This is a genomic window from Photorhabdus akhurstii, from assembly GCF_018448925.1.
GTDB lineage: Bacteria > Pseudomonadota > Gammaproteobacteria > Enterobacterales > Enterobacteriaceae > Photorhabdus > Photorhabdus akhurstii.
Genome location: NZ_RCWE01000007.1, coordinates 76,426 through 97,970 on the forward strand (window position 1 = coordinate 76,426; position 21,545 = coordinate 97,970).

The 21,545-nt window shown below is 39.7% G+C and carries 21 protein-coding genes and 1 pseudogene; 17 read left to right on the top strand and 5 right to left on the bottom strand.

All coding sequences use genetic code 11. The features are described 5' to 3' along the window. Nucleotides 1-83: 83 nt before the first annotated feature. From EAE93_RS10590 to EAE93_RS10615, 6 genes are all read left to right on the top strand, one after another. Nucleotides 84-365: a hypothetical protein gene (locus tag EAE93_RS10590; protein WP_214039629.1), complete on the top strand. Its 282-nt coding sequence runs from the start codon at nt 84-86 to the stop codon at nt 363-365. Further along, complete coding sequence (atoD, locus tag EAE93_RS10595) at nt 355-1,014, top strand: acetate CoA-transferase subunit alpha (RefSeq protein ID WP_214039630.1); 660 nt, start codon at nt 355-357, stop codon at nt 1,012-1,014. The genes EAE93_RS10590 and atoD overlap by 11 nt, the downstream gene beginning before the upstream one ends. A 2-nt stretch (nt 1,015-1,016) precedes the next feature. After that, nucleotides 1,017-1,676 carry a CoA transferase subunit B gene (locus tag EAE93_RS10600; RefSeq protein WP_214039631.1) on the top strand — a complete coding sequence of 220 codons (660 nt, stop codon included), beginning with the start codon at nt 1,017-1,019 and terminating at the stop codon, nt 1,674-1,676. A gap of 697 nt (nt 1,677-2,373) precedes the next feature. After that, nucleotides 2,374-2,592: a hypothetical protein gene (locus EAE93_RS10605; RefSeq protein ID WP_214039632.1), complete on the top strand. Its 219-nt coding sequence runs from the start codon at nt 2,374-2,376 to the stop codon at nt 2,590-2,592. A gap of 122 nt (nt 2,593-2,714) precedes the next feature. After that, nucleotides 2,715-3,632, top strand: coding sequence for an AEC family transporter (locus EAE93_RS10610; RefSeq protein ID WP_040150095.1), 918 nt, complete (start codon nt 2,715-2,717; stop codon nt 3,630-3,632). Nucleotides 3,633-4,061: 429 nt separating this feature from the next. Beyond that, on the top strand, nt 4,062-5,915 hold the full coding sequence (locus EAE93_RS10615) for a phage tail protein (protein WP_214039633.1): 1,854 nt from the start codon (nt 4,062-4,064) through the stop codon (nt 5,913-5,915). Nucleotides 5,916-6,150: 235 nt separating this feature from the next. On the opposite strand, the pseudogene EAE93_RS25735 reads toward EAE93_RS10615, so the two are convergent. Both EAE93_RS25735 and EAE93_RS10620 read right to left on the bottom strand, forming a co-directional pair. Continuing rightward, nucleotides 6,151-6,390: pseudogene (locus EAE93_RS25735) on the bottom strand (gp53-like domain-containing protein); the annotation flags it as partial. A 12-nt stretch (nt 6,391-6,402) separates the two neighbouring features. Then, nucleotides 6,403-6,996: a tail fiber protein gene (locus EAE93_RS10620; protein ID WP_250150978.1), complete on the bottom strand. Its 594-nt coding sequence runs from the start codon at nt 6,994-6,996 to the stop codon at nt 6,403-6,405. Nucleotides 6,997-7,505: 509 nt separating this feature from the next. Between EAE93_RS10620 and EAE93_RS10625 the strand changes: the two genes are divergently transcribed. After that, nucleotides 7,506-8,729: an insecticidal delta-endotoxin Cry8Ea1 family protein gene (locus EAE93_RS10625; protein ID WP_036808984.1), complete on the top strand. Its 1,224-nt coding sequence runs from the start codon at nt 7,506-7,508 to the stop codon at nt 8,727-8,729. A 351-nt stretch (nt 8,730-9,080) separates the two neighbouring features. On the opposite strand, the gene cysS is transcribed toward EAE93_RS10625, so the two are convergent. Next, nucleotides 9,081-10,466 (bottom strand): cysteine--tRNA ligase, encoded by a 1,386-nt coding sequence (cysS, locus tag EAE93_RS10630; protein WP_214039634.1) that lies wholly within the window; start codon nt 10,464-10,466, stop codon nt 9,081-9,083. 267 nt (nt 10,467-10,733) lie between these two features. On the opposite strand from cysS, the gene ppiB reads away from it, so the two are divergent. The 5 genes from ppiB to EAE93_RS10655 all read left to right on the top strand — a co-directional run bounded on the left by ppiB (nt 10,734) and on the right by EAE93_RS10655 (nt 14,078). Then, entirely contained in the window at nt 10,734-11,228 is a 495-nt protein-coding gene (gene ppiB / locus EAE93_RS10635; protein WP_011147946.1) for a peptidylprolyl isomerase B, read from the top strand. 10 nt (nt 11,229-11,238) lie between these two features. Next, a complete protein-coding gene (gene lpxH, locus EAE93_RS10640; RefSeq protein ID WP_110085820.1) occupies nt 11,239-11,961 on the top strand; it encodes a UDP-2,3-diacylglucosamine diphosphatase in 723 nt (240 codons plus the stop codon). A gap of 147 nt (nt 11,962-12,108) precedes the next feature. After that, on the top strand, nt 12,109-12,639 hold the full coding sequence (gene purE / locus EAE93_RS10645) for a 5-(carboxyamino)imidazole ribonucleotide mutase (RefSeq protein ID WP_214039635.1): 531 nt from the start codon (nt 12,109-12,111) through the stop codon (nt 12,637-12,639). Then, entirely contained in the window at nt 12,636-13,718 is a 1,083-nt protein-coding gene (gene purK, locus EAE93_RS10650; protein WP_214039636.1) for a 5-(carboxyamino)imidazole ribonucleotide synthase, read from the top strand. The genes purE and purK overlap by 4 nt, the downstream gene beginning before the upstream one ends. A gap of 105 nt (nt 13,719-13,823) precedes the next feature. Further along, nucleotides 13,824-14,078, top strand: coding sequence for a type II toxin-antitoxin system RelB/DinJ family antitoxin (locus EAE93_RS10655; RefSeq protein ID WP_036808970.1), 255 nt, complete (start codon nt 13,824-13,826; stop codon nt 14,076-14,078). A gap of 299 nt (nt 14,079-14,377) precedes the next feature. Here EAE93_RS10655 and EAE93_RS10660 read toward each other — a convergent pair whose 3' ends face one another. Both EAE93_RS10660 and EAE93_RS10665 read right to left on the bottom strand, forming a co-directional pair. Then, nucleotides 14,378-14,998 carry a riboflavin synthase subunit alpha gene (locus EAE93_RS10660; protein WP_214039637.1) on the bottom strand — a complete coding sequence of 207 codons (621 nt, stop codon included), beginning with the start codon at nt 14,996-14,998 and terminating at the stop codon, nt 14,378-14,380. Nucleotides 14,999-15,340: 342 nt separating this feature from the next. Continuing rightward, on the bottom strand, nt 15,341-16,522 hold the full coding sequence (locus EAE93_RS10665) for an MFS transporter (protein WP_110090801.1): 1,182 nt from the start codon (nt 16,520-16,522) through the stop codon (nt 15,341-15,343). A gap of 172 nt (nt 16,523-16,694) precedes the next feature. On the opposite strand from EAE93_RS10665, the gene EAE93_RS10670 reads away from it, so the two are divergent. From EAE93_RS10670 to EAE93_RS10685, 5 genes are all read left to right on the top strand, one after another. Further along, nucleotides 16,695-17,588: a LysR family transcriptional regulator gene (locus EAE93_RS10670; protein WP_214039638.1), complete on the top strand. Its 894-nt coding sequence runs from the start codon at nt 16,695-16,697 to the stop codon at nt 17,586-17,588. 547 nt (nt 17,589-18,135) lie between these two features. After that, nucleotides 18,136-18,417 carry a hypothetical protein gene (locus EAE93_RS24495; RefSeq protein ID WP_250150979.1) on the top strand — a complete coding sequence of 94 codons (282 nt, stop codon included), beginning with the start codon at nt 18,136-18,138 and terminating at the stop codon, nt 18,415-18,417. Between the two features lie 29 nt (nt 18,418-18,446). Then, nucleotides 18,447-19,022, top strand: a complete 576-nt coding sequence (locus EAE93_RS24500; protein ID WP_250150980.1) for an outer membrane protein OmpK — start codon at nt 18,447-18,449, stop codon at nt 19,020-19,022. A gap of 55 nt (nt 19,023-19,077) precedes the next feature. Continuing rightward, entirely contained in the window at nt 19,078-20,352 is a 1,275-nt protein-coding gene (locus tag EAE93_RS10680) for an MFS transporter (protein ID WP_036808959.1), read from the top strand. A gap of 60 nt (nt 20,353-20,412) precedes the next feature. Beyond that, entirely contained in the window at nt 20,413-21,468 is a 1,056-nt protein-coding gene (locus EAE93_RS10685; RefSeq protein ID WP_214039639.1) for an LLM class flavin-dependent oxidoreductase, read from the top strand. Nucleotides 21,469-21,545 lie beyond the last annotated feature (77 nt).

Below are 21,545 nucleotides of genomic sequence, written 5' to 3' on the forward strand. Positions count from 1 at the left end.
CTCCCATTCGGCAACGCTTTCTATACTCCCAATTACCGCCTTTCCCCTTATCCTAAATGGCGAGGTTTTTCGGAGGCTAATTGATGAAGCAGGAAGTCAATCAACGACACCGTGCCTCATCCGACAACTACGGTTGGGATCGGATCTTGACTAACAGCCCCAAAATGATGGCGTTGTGCTGTGATACAGTGAAAGTTGGAGAAATGCCCCTTACCCTACAGGCCAAACTGTACCGCCTTAACGCTATTCATCTTTCTCCCCTCCGGGGACGTTCTGAAGATATTGCTTTACTGGCATATTCATTGCCTTACGGACATTCGCCTATGTCCAACATATCCTATATAGGGAATCAATATGAAAAATAAACTTATTAGCACACAACAAGCTATGGAGCATTTTTATGACGGCATGACTATTATGGCTGGCGGTTTTATGGGCGTAGGTACACCCCCTCACTTAATCACCGCATTGCTGAACTCCGGCGTCAAAGATTTGACCATCATTGCTAACGATACCGCCGGGATTGACGTTGGTATCGGCCCCCTTGTGGTTAATAACCGAGTGAAAAAAGTCATCACCTCACATATTGGCACTAATCCAGAAACCGGACGCAAAATGCTTGCTGGAGAAATAGAAGTGGAACTGGTTCCTTTGGGTACGTTGATCGAACGTATTCGCTGCGGCGGAGCCGGTCTGGGCGGATTCCTGACCCCAACCGGGGTAGGTACTGTTGTAGAAGAGGGAAAACAAAAAATCACCGTCAATGGAACAGACTATTTGCTGGAGCTCCCGCTACGCGCTGATCTCGCGTTGATTCAAGCTCATCTTGCTGACTATCACGGTAATCTGACCTACCAGTTAAGCGCCCGAAATTTTAACCCAGTGATCGCTCTGGCAGCGGACATCACGCTTGCTGAACCCGATAGGCTGGTTGAAGTCGGCGAGATTACACCAGACTGCGTGATAACACCTGGCGCATTGATCGACTACATCGTTTATCCAAGGGGAAACTAATAATGAATGCTCAACAAGTTATTGCCCACCGCGCTGCTCTCGAACTACAAGACGGCGACGTTGTTAATCTTGGCATCGGCATTCCCACGCAAGTCCCGAACTATCTGCCAGATCACATTCATATTACTCTCCAATCAGAAAACGGCATATTGGGCCTTGGACCGATTACAGAAGTACATCCTAATTTGGTCAACGCGGGCGGAAAACCCTGTGGCATCCTGCCCGGCGCTGCCATATTTGACAGTGCCCTCTCTTTTGCCCTGATCCGCGGTGGTCACGTAGATACCTGCATTCTGGGAGGTCTGCAAGTTGATCAGCACGCCAATCTAGCCAGTTGGATGATACCGGGGAAAATGGTCCTTGGTATGGGAGGAGCAATGGATCTTGTCACCGGCGCACGTAAAGTCATCATTGCAATGGAACATTGCACCAAAGACAGTTCAGCAAAAATCCTCAAGCAGTGTACTTTGCCACTCACTGCCATCAATAAAGTCAGCATGATTGTCACTGAATTAGCTGTCTTCTGCTTTGAACAGGGCCAGTTAATCCTGAAAGAACATGCGCCAAATGTCACATTAGAGGCTCTGCGAGAAAAAACCGAAGCAGAATTTAGTATCGCACATGACCTCAAAATCATGCCTATTCCGGTACAGGAGAAATGAGCATAATTAGCGAAATCATTAGCTGGTTTTATCAGTACTATCCTACCGCCCCACCAATCTAGACAGTTCAGATGTGAGGCAATGGCTGCTGGAATCTGCTAATTATTAGCATTGCTCATATTCCCGCTAACTCATCATCATTATCAATAATCACATCAAGAAATTTGAAGATACTGTAATTAAAACAAATAGCCACTCAAATATTAATAAAATGAAGTAATAACCCTTCAAGAACTGTCTCTTTATTCTAGATAAAGCATAGAGTAATTATAATAAATACTCATTGAATTCTCATAAAATTATATAGTTATTTTTACAAGAAGAATCTTAGTATTCTTATTTAACGAAACAGTTAACATATAACTGTAATCATGCCAGCCTATTTAATATAGGCGTATTCATGCAACCACATAACTTTTATCGTTTTTTGTCAATTGTAGGGCTACAGATAAATCAATTTATTTTTCCATTAATACATCCTACTTAATCTTTAGACTATCTAGCTACAGTGATCATTAGCTATTAAAAAGATGATTTTTATCACACTTTAAGATTTAAAAAATCAAATATAATAATTTTATTTTAGGTGATTCAAATCACACTATCTATTAATTTTGGTTTTAAAGAAGAACAATATATGTAATATATTCCTACTTTTAGGGTTAGTTAACATTATAATTTTTCAAAGAGAATATAAATGGATTACCAAAATATATTTCAATTAACCATGCAAGAAAAACAGGATCTATTTTCAGCATTAAACAAAATTGATTACGATTCTACCGGTGGCGATTTATATATTCATTTAGTTAAATCCTCCATGATGTCTTCTTTATCTATAAGAATAATATCAACCATAAATAAACAACGAACACCCATAAACCCTAAGCCAATATATTCTCTTGGAAAATTATAAAACATCAATATAAATATTTTAACTGGCGACTACAACGCGTATTTATCTCATCTAACCTTTGGAATCATCGGTATTTAAATCAAATAGAGCATAGAGTTTTCTCTGTCTAAAAGGACCACCAGATGTTAAATGTTTTCTTTTCAATCCTACCTATATTCTTACTAATTACTCTTGGATTCCTATCTAAAATATATATAAAGGATATTTCTATTTTCTGGAATTTTTCAGATAAATTTGTTTACTATCTTTTTTTTCCTTGCTTGTTAATATTAGATATTAGTGAGGCTAATTTCTCTGGTTCCGATAACTTCTATCCAATCGTATCAACCATAAGTTCAACAATAATAATCGCTATTATTATTTTCATCAGTAGATTTTTCTTTAACACTACACCAGATCTATTTACATCTATTTTCCAAGGAGGAGTTAGATATAACTCATATGTTTTTATAGCACTTTCACAATCACTATTCGGCAGTGAGGGAGTTGCATTATCCGGATTCTTTGTGGCCTATATGATAATTATTACCAATATTATGAGTGTACTCGTAATGAATCATTATGGTCACGGAAGTAAGAAAAGTCTCGGTGGCGCTATCCTTGCTTTAGCTAAAAACCCGCTAATCATTGGTGCAATTATTGGAGTATTGCTAAACTACTTTAACATTCATATTACCGGACCAATCAGGCAACTTTTTATTTACTTATCGAACGCAGCTACACCATTAAGCTTAATGTCCGTAGGCGCTGGATTGATCATCAGCATGCATATAAAAAAGATACTTTCTATTTCCTATGCGACTATACTTAAGCTGGTTGTAATGCCACTTATCACCATATTGATAATAAAATATCTAGGTGTATCAGGCGTTCCCGCAAACATTGCTATTCTATATTCCGCAGTGCCTTGTGCTGGTAATGCTTATATATTAGCTAAACAAATGGGTGGTGATCATGAGGCAATGGCATCTATTATTACATGGACAACGTTGCTATCCATTATTACTGTAACTTTAATTCTTGGTAATATGAAGTTATAGAAATAGGCATAAAACAGAGCGTCATTATATAGAAAACATATTATTCAGAATAAATGCAATATGTTTTCTATTACTAAATAACCATGTCAAACAGTAGATCACTTAATAGAATTCAATCCGTTTTTAGCAATCTATTCAATCGTTAAAAATAAAAAAACATACCGTACATCTGACAGAAAAAGCAGGAAGAGATATAAGAAGTAATTTCATATATTAAATATAAATAACTTTGACATGTTTATGGTTACAAAATTTACAGTTATTTATTGCCACCAACCATACAAAAATAATTAACCTCATAAGATATAAGAATATTCCATTATTCCCATTCCTAACTAGACTATGTTCAGAGGGAGTTGCCAGGAGTTATTTTCACAATAATTCAACATGTTAATTATAAAATAGTATTATTTAATTTAAGGAAAGTATATGAGTCCTAAGAATGATTTTAAAGCTTTTTCTATTAGTAATAATGCTAATGTAGTAAGCCAAGAAGGGTATGAAGCAAACCCGGCTTTAAAGACCGGATTTCCACCAGAGAATATTACTACTCATTTACTCAATAAGGTATTACGCCAATCTTCAACAATATCCTCTGTAATAGCTAATTTTATCGCGACACAATATGGTGATGATGTTCTGGATGATGGGGATATAGTCAAACTCACTACTCAATTAAATAAAGCCTTAGAAAAAAAGATCGCCGCAGAAGTTCCAAGCGCTTCACTAACCCAGAAAGGAATTGTTCAACTCACAGATAAAATAGGCAACAGCAATTCACTTGCAGTCACTCAAAAACTTGTTTCTGATGTAAATGATAATGCTAACAACAGATTAGCAAAAAACCAAAATGGCGCAGACATTCCTGATAAAAATGCGTTTGTGAAAAATCTCGGCTTAGCAGAAACCGGCAATTTAGCTAAAAATGCGGTACCGAATAGTAGAAAAATTAATGGGAAAGCGTTAACCGGGGATATCAATCTGAATGCCGGAGATGTTGGGGCATTTAAGCTTGGATTAACAGGAAACAACACGGTTAGTAATCAAGTCCCCTGGAACGCAAACACAGGGTTATATGATTTACTGAACCCGGGAATAGATTCTTCACATATTGCTCATTTCAATAATGGAGCTGGAAGTTGCCCAGCTTTTCAGTTGAAAGTACGATACAGAAACGGCGGAATTGCTTATCGCTCTGCCCGTGATAATTTTGGCTTTGAGGAAGATTGGACTGATATTTATACAACAAAAAATAAACCAACGGCGGCGGATATTGGGGCAGTTAAGCTCGGATTAACAGAAAGATACACTATTAGTAATCAAGTCCCTTGGAACGTAAACACAGGGTTATATGATTTACTGAACCCTGGCATAGATTCTTCACATATTGCTCATTTCAATAATGGAGCTGGAAGTTGCCCAGCTTTTCAGTTGAAAGTACGATACAGAAACGGCGGGATTGCTTATCGCTCTTCCCGTGATAATTATGGCTTTGAGGAAGATTGGACTGATATTTATACAACAAAAAATAAACCAACGGCGGCGGATATCGGGGCATATACAAAATCCGAAGGATCTGAATTTATCCAGCCAAAGTATATTAATCCAGCGAATATCAGTGATCTTACCGCATGGATAAAATCATTGCCGCAGGGTGGTCATGCATTCAGATTTGCAGAAAATCATGGTGGCATTGGATATCCGTGGTCAGGCGGCTATGTAACAAGAATGCATGACATATGGGCGGGATTTGTCGCGGATTATAACTCTGCCGGTATTAGCTTTATCCACGGAAATGATGTAGGCGGAAATACAAAAGTTAGCCAACTTCGGACAGATAAAAACACACACTTCGACACTAACGGCATTCTCAGAGCATCCAGCCCAGTTGTAGATATTCATCCAGACGGAACTTACGAGTTAACCAGCGAAGCTGATGGAGTGACGGTTAAGCGTATAGATACAGGGAAATATCGTATCAGCGGTTGCAATGGTTTTGCCAAAGATGGCGCGTGGGGAATTCACGGCGGTACTATCATTCCGGCAGACAGCAACGGGTTAAATCTCATTTGGGTTCGTGAATCGGTAGACACCGCCAGCGGCGATATAACCATCGAATGTTACCATCGTCAAAATAAAGACGCTCCTGAATTTGCTCAAAATAAGCGTGTCAAAAGCGTAACTGCAACAGGAGAAGTCGTTTATTACCATGATGCTGAACCATGCGATATTCCAGACGGAAGAGTAATTAATATTCGTGTGCAACTACCTGAGAAGTCATAATAATGTAATCAGGGCTACTTAGCTCTCCTGCATTATTACAACTCATTGAAACACAGAAAATCGGTTAACAAACCTCGTTCAAAATAGCGAGGTTTGTTTTTTCATCCATAAAACATTCTGATAAAGGAAAGATCACCGATTAAATACATTTAATAACAAATGACTAAAATAAATCAATCCAATTTAAATTACGAATGATTATTAACGCAAAGAACTATTGTCATCGGTTTCCATATTAAAATCCCCAGGCAAACCAAGCACATCTTGCCCCAGGTATCGGTCCAAATTCTTTAACACCTCGGCTTAACATGCCAAGATTTGACGCAGTGAAACCTGACAATTGAATATTATTTATTTGCCAAATTGCTTTATTAACACCACCTCCGTTGTCGTGTTCACTAACTACAACAACCTTTTCTGGGAACGGAATTGGGAAATTAACATGTCTATCAGGATTATCATACGCAGTAACATCTGAAACTCCCCATTAAAATATCATCCCAGTATTGCCACATTTCCACCAACCATTTACCGATTTTAAGGATGTATTTTTATTACCATAACGAGAATCAGATTCAGATTTATCGTAACTTCCCACATCCCCGGCATTCAGATTGATGTCACTCGACAATGCCTTCCCATTCACTTTTCGGGTATTAAGTACTCTACTATTAATATTCTCACGCAACGAATTTATTATCTCCTGGACAAGCTTTTGCGTTACTGCCAATGAGTCACTATTACCAATCACATCAGTAAGCTGAACAACCCCTTTTTGTGTTAACGAAGCATCTGGTGCTGTTGTAGTGATTTTTTGTTCCAACGCTCTGTTTAATTGAGCAGAAAGCTTAGCGATATTACCATCATCTAAAACATTATCGCCAGATTGTGTCGCAATAAAATTAGCAACCACGGATGCTATTGTTGAAGATTGACGTAATACCTTATTTAATAAGTGAGTAGTAATATTCTCAGGTGGAAATCCAGTACTCAAACTCCGGCTTTCTTCATATCCCTCTTGGCTCACTACATTTGCATTATTACTAATAGAAAAAGCTTTAAAATCATTTTTTTGGCTCATATACTCTCCTTAGATTAAATAATATTACCTTACAATTAACATATTAAATTATTATGTCAATAACTCATTATAATTCACAATAATCACAGTCTGGCTCAAAAACAACAATAATTACATTCACTACCTCATCATTTATTAATTAGATGATTCATCGTTATTATTTTACAAGTTATAAGTTATAAGTTATTCAATAAAAGTAAAAAAACTTTATCAATAATCTTATTATTATCAATTCATTACTCTAACGGTTATTACCAAGATTATTATTAAAGAAAATAATTGCTTGAAATATTATGGCTATAAATTACTGGATATAAATAGCATTTCACAATAGTGCTATAGTTTGTTCGCTTGATTGACATCAGAACCGAATTAAATTTCTAAGGATTTAAATAATAAGTCTTGTTTATCAACCAAATATTATGAAATAAAATTCCATTCCATCAAATGGTCGTGTAATATAATTAAAAACAAGAATGTATTTTATAACCAAAAATAAGGTAACTAAAATGACAATATCATTGGAAAATAATATAGATGTACAAGACAATAATATTAAATTACACCTTTTGACTTTAGAAGCGTTAGATATGATTAAAAAGAAAAGTTTTAATCAGTCAGATTCTGTGTCTCCACAAGGTGTTGTATCCAGTGTATTAAGTATTTTATTAAAACTGACGTACAAAAAACTGACAGAACCTAAAGAAGTCGATGTCATTGGGATTATTCAAGATGCATTAATTAAATATACTAGTGAATGGTTAGAAGCAGAGTATCAAGCCGTAAGAAAAGATGCAGAAAGTTTACAAGATGCCATCGCATCTTATCAAAAAAATCCCACAGATGAAGCAAGACAATTAATTGTAGTTCGTAATGAAATCGCGATAGCGGATATGCGTCGTTTGTGTATTCTCAGTATTAATACAGCGAAGAAAAACAGTATTACGCTCTTATCCAGCATTTGTTCCCTTTCCTGTTTATTATATTTCTTTACATTAAGAGATACCTTGGTTAATGGATCGGAATGGGGTTATTCACCTGATGATCTTCAAAAATACAGCAAAGCAATAGCCGAACAAGCAGATATTATGTTTAACGATATCATAGTTGCTGCTATTCATAGATATAACAGTGACGACTTTTACGAGCCGGAATCACAGGCAAAGCGTTCAATGATATATTGGACAAGTGACTATACTAATATTCAATCCCATTTAACTTTTGGCGCACAACGAAAATCTTCACGTGTCTGTTTAAATCCAAGTGACACAGATAATTTATTTATCGACCATAACTATAACAATATTTTTCTCGGTGATGTATTTTTGAATGGCGGTAGGACATCTATTAACAAGGGCTATAATTATCTTTCAGCGGCAGAACCGCAAATGTATGAGCGTGGCCCGACTCAAATTACCTTACAGGTTAAATCAGCAGGACGGTATCGTTTACGAATGTATTATGCTTATATGGCAGATTCATTCAATTTTGATTCGGCAATCCAAATGAAGTTAGAACAATCAAACAACACTATTTTCGATCAAAATATCAAATTCTTTACCGAAAGAGTTTTAACACCTTATAAATCAGGTTCAAACTACGGGCCGGTTGTATATCGTACAACTGAAGTTGATTTAGAGGCAGGGCCTCTATTGTTAACATTACATGAAGAAGAAGGTAAACGTCTATCTGGTCAAGGGTTAATTCAGCATATTGAATTTTTAGGACTATAATGTTGCATGAGATTGTCACTGAGACCTTGGTGACAGTCTCAACTCAACAACCACCGATTTTAGTCGGTGGTTGTTGAGTTATCCATTCAGACATGACAAGCAATATACTTTTATAGATATTCAGCTTGTGGGAATTAAAAGATTGTGACTTGTTTAAATAGAAACCTTATAAGCCAGAGAGTTTTTTTTGAATTTATTCAAAAAATCATAAACATTTTTTTCAAACTTGCCTTATTTCTTAATCAGGAAATTTCATAAAGCAACAAGTGGGATAATAGAGATAAACCATCAATCTTAGACTCCCTAAGTAGGGAGCCTAAATTATAAATTAACACCAAAAATAGATCGAACTTACTTACGACGCCAGCTTGTCCCTTGCGGACCATCTTCCAGTTCAATACCCATCTCATTTAACTGATTACGAGCAGAATCTGCCAGCGCCCAATCTTTGTTTTTACGGGCATCATTACGCTGCTTAATTAGCGCTTCAATTTTAGCAATCTCTTCATCGTCAGCCTGAACACCACGGTGCAGGAATTGCTCCGGCTCTTGTTGCAATAAACCTAGAATACCAGCCAACTTGCGTAATTCAGCCGCTAAACCATTCGCTGCGTCCATATCTTCTGATTTCAGACGGTTAATTTCACGTGCCATATCAAACAATACCGAATAAGCCTCTGGCGTATTGAAGTCATCATTCATCGCTTCAATGAAACGCGCCTCGAATACTTCACCACCGGCTGGCCGTACAGAAGCATCTGTACCTCGCAGAGCTGTATAAAATCGTTCAAGTGCGGTACGGGCCTGCTTTAGGTTATCTTCTGTATAGTTAAGTTGACTGCGGTAATGGCCTGACAACAAGAAATAACGCACTGTCTCTGCATCGTAATATTCCAATACGTCACGGATAGTAAAGAAATTGTTCAGCGATTTGGACATCTTCTCTTTATCCACCATCACCATCCCTGAATGCATCCAGTAATTCACATACGGACCATCATGGGCGCAGGTAGATTGTGCAATTTCGTTTTCATGATGGGGAAACATCAGATCAGCGCCACCACCATGAATATCAAAATGATTACCTAGCTGTTTACTGTTCATGGCAGAACATTCAATGTGCCAACCCGGACGGCCCGCTCCCCACGGCGATTCCCAGCTTGGTTCACCGGGTTTGGACATTTTCCACAACACAAAATCCATCGGGTTACGCTTAACATCAGCCACTTCCACTCGCGCCCCGGCTTGTAACTGGCTGAGATCCTGACGGGAAAGTGATCCGTAATCCTGATCACTCTCGACGGAAAACATGACATCGCCATTATCCGCAACATAAGCATGACCACGTTTTATCAACGATTCGGTCAGTGTAATAATCTCCGGGATATGCCGGGTCGCACGTGGTTCCAGATCAGGGCGTAGGATATTCAGCGCGTCAAAATCTTTATACATTTCCGCCAACATACGGCCGGTCAGGTCATCACAACTTTCACGGTTTTCTGCCGCCCGCTTAATGATTTTGTCATCAACATCGGTCACATTGCGTACATAAGTTAAATCGTATCCCAGATAACGCAGATAACGAGCAACCACATCAAAAGAAACAAAGGTTCTGCCGTGACCAATATGACACAGGTCATAAATCGTGATACCACACACGTACATCCCTACTTTCCCTGGATGGATTGGCTTAAATTCTTCTTTCTGACGGCTGAGGGTATTGAAAATTTTTAGCATCGAGATTTTCCGTAAATTCACTGTACGTGTGTTAAAAATAACGAATTGATAATTCTGGATTTATGTCCCTATCTCATCAATAACGGCTCGATATGGCATAGTCCAATAGGATATTGAAACCTGATATCAAGCGCTTTGCAAGGCTAGCGATCAATATAGCTTACTGAAACTAATAGGTACTGACTCATTATGGTATATGTGATATAAAAGCCGCCTGGTCCGAATGCCCTAACTGGGTTAGTCAAAACTATTATTAGGATTTCAATTATGGTGACTTTCCATACCAATTTTGGCGATATCGTAATTAATACTTTCGCCGACAAAGCTCCTGTAACTGTTGAGAATTTCTTGAACTACTGCCGCAATAGCTTCTACGATAATACTATTTTCCACCGTGTTATTAACGGTTTCATGATTCAGGGTGGTGGATTTGAACCTGGTATGAAACAAAAGCCGACAGATGCAGCTATCAAAAACGAAGCCAATAACGGTCTGAAAAACAACCGTGGTACTTTGGCAATGGCCCGCACCAACGATCCACACTCAGCAACTGCGCAGTTCTTCATTAACGTTGTTGATAATGATTTCCTGAACTTCCGTTCTGAGCGCCCTGATGGTTGGGGTTACTGCGTCTTTGCCGAAGTGATCGAAGGTATGGATGTTGTTGATAAGATCAAAGGCGTTTCTACCGGTCGCAGCGGTATGCACCAAGATGTACCACTCGAAGATGTTATCATCGAAAAAGTAACTGTCAGCGAATAACTCACTGAATATGTGCACACTTTTTATCGCAGATTTGCATCTCAGCGAACATGAACCGGCAATCACTGCCGGTTTTCTGCGTTTTTTGCATGAGGATGCCATTCAGGCCGATAGCCTCTATATTCTCGGTGATCTGTTCGATTACTGGATCGGCGATGATGATAACAATCCTCTCCACCGTGAAATCGCTAGCGCATTAAAAACTGTGCAACAACAAGGTGTTACCTGTTACTTTATTCACGGCAACCGTGACTTTCTGCTCGGTTCGCGCTTTGCTAAAGAGAGCGGCGTCATATTGCTTCCACAGGAAAAAGTACTAGAACTGCACGGTAAGCGAGTACTTATTCTGCACGGCGATACCTTGTGTACTGATGACGAAGATTATCAACGATATCGTAAGCGGGTTCATACCCCGTGGGTCCAACGTCTGTTTCTACTGCTACCTCTGTCTATCCGCCAAAAAATTGCCGTAAAAATGCGAGCCAACAGCCAATCGGTCAACAGCAGAAAATCCGAAGCCATTATGGATGTAAACCAGCAAGCTGTTATTGATACTTTTGAGCGGCATCAAGCTGACTGGATGATTCATGGACACACCCACCGCCCTTTTGTACATGAAGTTCCTCTGCATGATAAAACCGTTTACCGTGGTGTGCTTGGCGCATGGCATCATCAGGGATCGATGTTCAAAGTAACGGATACATCAATCGATCTTATCTCTTTCCCATTCTGATTAACCGGGAACCCCGACATCCAAGTGTCACAACAAAAGTATAAAGTAACGCAATCGTTTTCCTTAGCTTGTGAGCATGATATGATCCGCAGCCTTAAAGCGTTATTTTCATTCTGGTGGACGTTAAAACACAGGAGCATTTGATTTATGACTGCCCAGCCTGATTTAGCAGGAACAACTCAACACAATGCCAAAATCGCCATTGTCATGGGTTCTAAAAGCGATTGGACGACGATGCAGCACGCGGCTGATATTCTCACTTCTCTTAATGTACCTTTTCATGTTGAAATTGTTTCTGCTCACCGTACACCCGATAAACTATTCAGTTTTGCCGAGCAAGCTGAACAAAATGGTTTTGATGTCATTATCGCCGGCGCCGGCGGCGCTGCTCATTTACCCGGCATGTTGGCGGCTAAAACGCTGGTGCCGGTTCTCGGCGTACCCGTACAAAGCGCTACACTGAATGGGGTAGACAGTCTTTACTCTATCGTACAGATGCCAAAAGGGATTCCTGTCGGCACACTTGCAATTGGGAAAGCCGGCGCGGCAAATGCAGCTCTACTGGCGGCACAGATTCTGGCTCGTCATGATAAAGATTTACTGCAACGCTTCAGCCATTGGCGTGAAATACAAACTCAGTATGTGCTTGATAATCCCGATCCGCGGGAGGAAGCATGAAGCCAGTTTGTGTATTAGGCAATGGTCAGCTCGGTCGCATGTTACGTCAAGCTGGTGAGCCTTTAGGTATCACGGTTTATCCTGTTGGCCTGGATGCAGAACCCGAAGCGGTTCCTTATCAGAATAGCGTGATTACCGCTGAAATTGAGCGCTGGCCGGAAACGGCTCTTACTCAGGAACTTGCCCGCCATAAGGCTTTCGCTAATCGAGATATTTTTCCTCGTCTGGCCGATCGGCTGCCGCAAAAACAGTTAATGGATAACCTTGGGCTGGCAACGGCTCCGTGGCAATTACTCTCTGATACCAACCAATGGCCGCAATTATTCTCTGAACTCGGTAATCTCGTTATCGTTAAGCGCCGTACTGGTGGTTATGACGGCCGAGGGCAATGGCGTATTCGTCCCGGAGATGAAATAGCATTACCCGCTGATATTTATGGTGAATGTATTGCTGAACAAGCCATTCCTTTTTCGGGCGAAGTTTCACTGGTCGGCGCCCGCAATAAAAATGGCGATTGTGTGTTCTATCCCTTAGCCCACAATTTGCATCAAGATGGCATTCTCCGCGCCAGTATTGTTTCTCCTCAGGAAAATAACCAGTTACAACATTACCATTTACAACAGCAGGCTGAGAGTATGCTGTCAGCTATTATGCACGAGTTGAAATATATCGGCGTGATGGCAATGGAATGTTTTATTGTCGGTGATAATTTATTGATTAACGAACTCGCGCCACGCGTTCACAACAGCGGTCATTGGACTCAGAACGGCGCGTCTATCAGCCAGTTCGAATTACATCTTCGCGCTATTCTGGATTTGCCCCTGCCTCGGCCAGAAGTCACTGCGCCGTCAGTTATGATCAATTTGATTGGTACAGATATCAATACACAATGGCTCAGTTTGCCCTTGGTACATTTACATTGGTATGAGAAAGAAGTCCGTCCTGCACGTAAAGTGGGTCATCTTAATCTTTCTCACTTTGATAAAAATGAATTAAAAGATACATTGCAGAAACTTGTTCCTATGCTGCCTCCTGAATATCAGAGTGGCCTTGAATGGGCGCAGGAAAAACTAATTTAACTAACGCCTAACACTAACGTTGTTTATTTATCGATCTTGTTATCTTGATTTGTATCCACAATAGTCCCACAGTAAGGATACAAATTAAGAGACAAAGAGGGACATATGAATACGGCTATATTAAAAGTTCGTGTTTCTGAAAAACTGAAAAATGCGATGGCACAAGCCGCCCGGAATAATAATTTGAATATGTCTAGCTTTGTCCGTCTGGTATTAACTAGAGCGACAAAAGAACACCATGTTCCTAATGCTACAACACAGGCAGCGATCCATGAGCTGGAAAGTGGTGGCGGTACAAGTGTAGGTACCATAGATGAATTTTGGGATAAAATAATAGATGACAAACGTCCATCAAAATAATCAAACGTTTGTCATTTAATGGCTTGGGATTAACTATGGAAGCGGAGGTAAATAACTTACCGCCCCACATTCCAGCTTATTTATACCCGTCATCTTTCAAGTTGCCTCTTTGTTGGCTGCACTCGCTCACCCCGGTCACATAGTTTTCTATGCTCCCGGGGATTCACTCCCTTGCCGTCGCGATGCATCTTGAAATCCATAGGGTATATATTACTTCAAACTTCAAACTTCAAACTTCAAACTTCAAACTTCAAACTTCAAACTTCAAACTTCAAACTTCAAACTTCAAACTTCAATTATCATATTGATCTATTAGCATTCATCGATCTGGATATTGTGTCTACAATCGTTCTGGTTGTTTGATCTATTTCGTAATTAAGTAAGTTACCAACTTTAATATTACTAAGATTGGTAGCCCTTAACGTTTCTGGAATTAAATTCAATTCTATGGTTTTATCTTCTTCATTTATACCATTTATTGTCAAGCTACAACCATGTAACCCAATAAAACCTTTATGGAAAAAATATCTTATATTATCTCCAGGAATATTAATCACCAATCGATAAGTTTCGCCAGTTTTGATAAATTCAACGACTTCTGCCACACCTTCAATATGCCCATATAGACTATGACCGCCATTTTCTTTATTCATTTGATGTGATCTTTCAATATTAACTTCATCCCCCACATTTAAAAACTTTAATGTGGTCACATCAGCCGTAAAATCTGATATATCAAACCAGACGATATCGTTCTTAAATTGGGTGACAGTCAGGCATGTACCATTAATCGCCACACTAGCCCCCACAGAGACATTATCAAAGAAATGGTTATTATTACTGACGGTTAATGTACTAAACCCGTCTTTTTTATCAAGAGATAATACGCTTTCTTTTCCTTGCACAATTCCAGTATACATAATCACCCTCTTTTATTTATATTAAGTAGAAATGCCCTTGTTACATTAAGAGAATTTATGGTTTTCATGAATATATCTAATAAAATTTTATTAGCTCTATTAACCATATTTTCCTACCCCATATTTACAAAATATCTTTTATATACTTGATTTAAATAAAAATTTCAATAAAACATTTAAAAGCCAATAAACTACTTTACCCTATAGTTTTTAATTATATCAAGCTTTTTGTAGAATGGATGATTTCTTACTATTAAATTGACAATTATCAAACATAAACCAAGATAGAATCGAAGATTATTTTTCTAACTTATGGAAACACTTTAATTTGAATATTCATCACTAACTGCTCTTTGAACTAAATATAACCACTAGAGCGGCTAATAATGCGCATCCTCCGCCGCTGCAAGCGACGCCATACCAAGAAAAATGCCAGGCTGCGACAGCTCCCAAAGAAGAACCTATTGCGCCACCGGCGAAATAACAGGTCATAAATACGGTATTTAGTCGACTGCGGGCATCAGGTAATAATGTATATAACCGTGTTTGATTTGCCACTAAACCCGCTCTGCTGCCAAGATCTAACAGAATAATACCGGCGAATAAAAATAGAATATTGTGGTTCGCGCCGCTAATTAGGCACAAGGCTAACGTCACCAATAAAGCGCCTGTGGTAACAATCGCTCTCCCGCCGAGGCGATCTGTCAACGAACCTATTACTGGTGAAGCTAGCATTCCCACAATGCCCGTTAAGCCAAAAAGACCGGCGATATCGCTTCCCCAACCGTAAGGTGGTTGGGAAAGTAATAAGGCCAGAGAACCCCATAAAGTATTAAAAGCGGCGAACAGTAAAAAACCGGATAATGCTGCTTCACGCAAAAGGGGTTGTTGCTTTACCAACTTACCAAGTGAAATAAGAAGTTGGCTATAAGTCATAGTGTGTGATGTTTTTATTTCTGGCAGTACAAACCAGACCAGAAAAAACAGGAAGATATCAATTAAAGCTGCTAATACAAACATTTCACGCCAACCGAAATGCTCTCCAACCGCACCACTCAATGCTCTGGCAAGCAGTGCTCCAGCGAAAAGGCCACTCATCAGACTTCCTACCGCCCGGCCACGCTTTTCTGGTATTACCCAACCGGATACGGCGGGAATGATGATTTGTGCTGAAATAGAAGTTAGCCCCACAATCAGACTACTTGTCAAAAGACATGTAAAATTTGGGGCTGTGGCACATAAGATAAGACTGACTATGTTACCGATTAAGAGGCAGAAAATCAGCTTGCGACGGCTTAGTGTATCGCCAAGCGGCCCAAAAAAGAGAAGCCCCGCCGCGTAGCCAATCTGCGTTAGTGTCGCGATCCAGCCGGATATTGAACCATTAACGCTAAAACTTGTCCCAATTGTTGGCAATAGTGGTTGGTTATAATAAATATTCGCGACAGCAAAACCACAAGCTACAGATAATAAGATAAGAGAAATGGAAGAAATAGGATTTGGTTTAATTGCTGTATTTGACATGGGAACTCTCAGCATTTGGGCCGGAATTATGATGAAGTGATTCTGGCACTATTTTGAAATCGTGGGAATAAAGAGAGCGAACGAAATTGTTTTGCATAGAATGCAAAAGTGATAGCGCTACCAGATGTTATGTATTATTTGTAATATATGAAATGTATAGGTAAAAATTGCGATGAAAGATTTATTACGTACCGATATGCTAACAACATTCATTCATGTTGTCCGTTCACAAAGTTTTTCTGCCGTTGCTCGTTTGCAAGGTATGACTGCGTCTTCTATCACTCGTCAGATAGACAACCTTGAAAAAATGCTAGAGACAAAACTATTCTTTCGCTCTACTCGTGGTTTATCACTGACTGACGCAGGGGAGATTTTATTTGCAAGGGCGCAAGGTATTATCAATGATCTTGTCGATGTCCAGGCTGAGTTGGCGGCGTTGAATGGCGAACCGCAAGGGGCATTACGCATAGCTTGCCTGCCAACGTTTGGACGCCAACATATTATTCCGATGCTAGCGGAACTATTCACGCGATATCCTAAAATTCAGGTTGAACTTGATCAAACCGAGCGTTTGACTGATCCGGTCAGGGATCGTCTCGACGCGGTTATTCGTATTGGTGAATTAAAGGACAGCACACTTTATTCAAAACGCATCGCCACACAAACTTGGGTTATTTGTGCCAACCCAAACTACATTCAAAAGCATGGAACACCGACAACACTGACGGAACTGAGTGAACACTATTTGCTTGATAAACATCATGACCCCGCAGGTATTTGCTGGTCACGTTATCGCAGTGCTATTAACTTCAACGATGATAACAGGATCTTTCGCAGTGATAACTTTGAAACATTGAGAATGGCCGCTGTCAGTGGATTTGGGGTAGGACTTTTACCTAATTGGGTGATATCCACCGATATTCGTTCTGGAAAACTGGTGCCTTTATTTAATGATCCTGATGGACGTAAAGAAGATATTTATTTACTGCGGGCACTTGCTCACCCGCCAGCAAAATTAATGGTATTTATGTCACTATTGCAAAAATGGCTTGCCAAGACGATTTAGTCTTGGAATACCTAACTATCCATAATCTATTCTTTATTTTAATTTTTTGAATATGTATTTCATGTATAAGTGATTTGCGAAAAATGCAAAGATACATTGAGCTAGTTAGGGTTAATTACTCAAGATAAATATTAACAAAGATATTTTATCTATATATTTTAAAACCAAAGCAATAATTATTTAAATTCGAAAATGATTTTGATTATACAAAAAAAGACGCCAATTTATTATTATTTTTCATTACTATTTTCCATTTAAAATAAATTATATATTTAAGTTAACTAAAATATAATTAAAAAATATTTTCACAAAACCATTAATCAACAATATTTCCCCAACTCTCAACACAAAGTTAAATAAAAAACCTATTACTAATTCAATAATCAGTGTATTAGTAACACTGAAAAATCACTAAGGTTAAAATAATCTTATCTTTCTACTCCCTCCTCCTTTCATCAATAAAATCAAATATCCCTTTGACAAAACCGTCTCATTAGATCAATGTTAGCAATCACCAGCCCGATACCGCATGAGAAAGGGAATCTTCGTGTTACTTGCCACAAAAATCCATAATACGAAAAACTATCCCCCGCTTTTTTTCACCTCAAGGCTCTCTTCTCCATTTTGTGGCGCCGCTTATCTGGCAATGACTTGGCGCTGGATAGGCACTCGATTAAAGAAGAGCGGATTACCTGCAATGCTATTATTGTTGTCGGCAATCAATCAAGCTCAAGCCGGTCATTTTGTTAATTTTCAATCGATTGATACCAGCCTTTATATGCAATTTGAAAATCGGGTCGATCCCAAAAAACCATTTCGCCGATTTTAGAGGCTTTCGGCGACTACAGTATCGGCGATATGTACGTCTATAGTATTTGGCAAAACTCGCTGCAAAGTGATTACCAAGGTGATAAAAGCACCTACTATTATAAAGTTGTCCCCAGAGTAAGCTTGAGTAAAGTCACTGGTAATGACATCTCTTTTGGGCCGGTAAAAGATATTTTGTTCACTCAATGGATTGCCAAAACGAAAGGGATAGATTACGACTACTTCCCCGGTATCAGTATTGACTGGCAAGCTAGCTGGATTAGCTGGCTACGTACAATTTTTTATTTTGAGAATAATGCCAAAGGAAGCTGGAATGATCAGCGAATTCATATCGATTACGGCATTCCCTTCAATAATAGCTTAGGAGATTTTCGGGTTGTCGGCACTTTTGACTATACCTTAGGTTTGCATGGACAGCCTGAAACTATCGATTTCAAACCAGAGTTACATTACGATTTAGGGAAACTCCTTGGTCATCAATCCGGTCATTTATGGACAGGCATTGTTCTGAACCCCATAAAAAATAAATACAAAATAAGAGATACCCCTTATTATCGAACGGATCAATTTAGCTACGGGATCTTTATTCGATATAGTTTTTTCTGATATCGGAATAAAATATCAGAAATTTTCTGATGGCCTTTATCCTGATGGAGTCAAAATGCCCATTCAACATGACCAGTTCGGACGTACTTATCAGTGGCTCCTACTGATACTTTTGGGTTTGATTTACTTTCTGGTCACCGCAACCACATTTACTTCGCTGGGAGTTGTATTACCTAGCATGATTAAGGAATTACACTGGAGTTGGACCGATGCCGGTTTGGGGTTCACGTTACTTGGCCTGTCATGTGGGCTGTCCAGTTACCTTCCAGCGATGTTTATTCGTCGTACCGGCGTCCGCGCTACCTTAATGATCGGTACGCTCACCTTTATCACCAGTTTTTACATCCTCTATAACACCCACAGTATCGCAGCCTATTTTACCGGTACCACATTATTAGGAATTGGCTTTAGTCTTATGGCGACGGTTCCCGGTACTTATGTCATTAGCCGACTTTTTAAAAAACAGTCATTGGCTTTTGGTATCTATTTCACCATTGGGGGATTAGGAGGCGTGGTCGGTCCGTGGATCTATTTCCTAGCAACAATATTTTGGGAAAACTGGCGTATGCACTGGGCAATTTCCGGGATATCACTCACCCTGATTAGTTTATTGACCATTTTATTTATGCGCGAAGGTAAAAAGGAAAACGCCCACGCAGAAAAGGTTAGTAAAAATCAACAAGACCAGCTCCCCACCAGTATCTATCGCACCAAGGAAATATGGAACGTCCGGCAGGCGCTGCACACCTGGCAATTTTATGCCATTGCCGCCGCTTATACCTCTTTTTTACTGTGTGGGATAACCGTTAATAGTTTTGCAGTCGCCCATATTACTGAAAACGGATTCAGTGAATCTGTCGCTGCCTCCTCACTCAGTATTTTGGCTTTTATCAACGCATTCTCACGATTTGCAGGAGGCGCAGTTGGTGAATGGCTCGATCCCAAAAAATTGCTTATCGGTAGTCTGTCGATAATTATCTGCGGCCTTATCGCACTCAGTGCCGCCACTTCATGGACATTTTTAATCCTGTTCACATTGTGTATTGGCATCGGTTATGGCATGACTTTTCTGGCATCCAGTATATTGCTATTCAATTATTTTGGGCGCACGCCTTACTTGGAACTGTTTTCGGTGATGAATCTAATCTCTACTACCGCCTGTATCGCCCCTTTCCTAGTGGGCGCAATTAAGGATTATTCAGGCAGTTTTACACCGGCATTTCTCATTATCGCCATACCAGTGCTAGCTATTCTGATCATCACATTCATGATGCAACCACCGTCACAAGTCGTGAAGAAATGTTCTGATGACAACACACTACTTAACTGAATTTAACAATAAAATGAACCTATAAAATATTCCTTACAACAGACAAACAAGGAATTAATCATGGCAAAAAAAGAATTCGGTGTATTTCTACCCATAGCGAAAGGTGGATGGATTATTTCCAAAAATACACCACCACTCGATGCTTCTTATCAGCAAAACCGTGAAGCGGCTATTCTGGCTGATCAAATTGGTTTGGATTTCATCATGTCGATGAGTAAATGGCGCGGCTTTGGCGGTGAAACGGAACATTGGGGCTGTTCGCTGGAATCCGTTACGATGATGGCAGGTATTGCCGAAGTGACTCATCATGCCCGGCTGATCGCAACCATGCATGCCGGGCTGCATAATCCCGCCGTGACAGCCAAAATGATTGCGACACTGGATCAAATTAGTCATGGCCGCGCCGGGCTGAATATTGTCTCTGGTTCATTCAAAGACGAATTTGAACAGATGGGGGAATGGGATAACAATTTAGACCACGATCAACGTTACGCAATGACCGAAGAGTGGACCCAATTGATCAAACGGCTTTGGAGTGAGAAGCAGGTTAATCATCAGGGAGATTACTTTAATTTCAAGAATTGTGTTTCTGAGCCTAAACCTGTTTCCGTTCCGCGCCCTTATTTGGTCTGTGCCGGTCAATCAGAATGTGGGCTACGTTTTAGTGTACGGAACACCGATGTGTGTTTCATTGGTGGTAAAGATGAAGAAGAAACGCGACAAATTAATCTAATGGCTAAGCGTCTTGCAGCCGAATACGACACAACCACCAAAACCTTTTGTATGTGTACGATTATTTGCGCTGAAACAGATGAAGAAGCTAAAACGCTGGCTGAGTTCTATCGTGATGGCTTGGATATAGACGCAGTTAAAAGCATGATGCACAGTTTTGGCGTCGATATTGGCGGAAAAAGCAATGCGATGGTTGAAAGATCCCAAAACGCTTTTATGACCCACACTGCTATCGGCAACCCGGAAACATGTCGTAAACAATTGTCAGATTTACTGCGTGAATGCGAACTGGACGGGGTTATGTTGATCTTCCCTGATTATGTTAAGGGATTGACCACTTTCGGCGAGCAAATATTGCCACAACTTAGAGCCGAATTTACTTAAACAACGATATACCCGTTATCTTTCAAGTTGCCTCTTTGTTGGCTGCGCTCACCCCGGTCACATAGTTCGCTATGCGA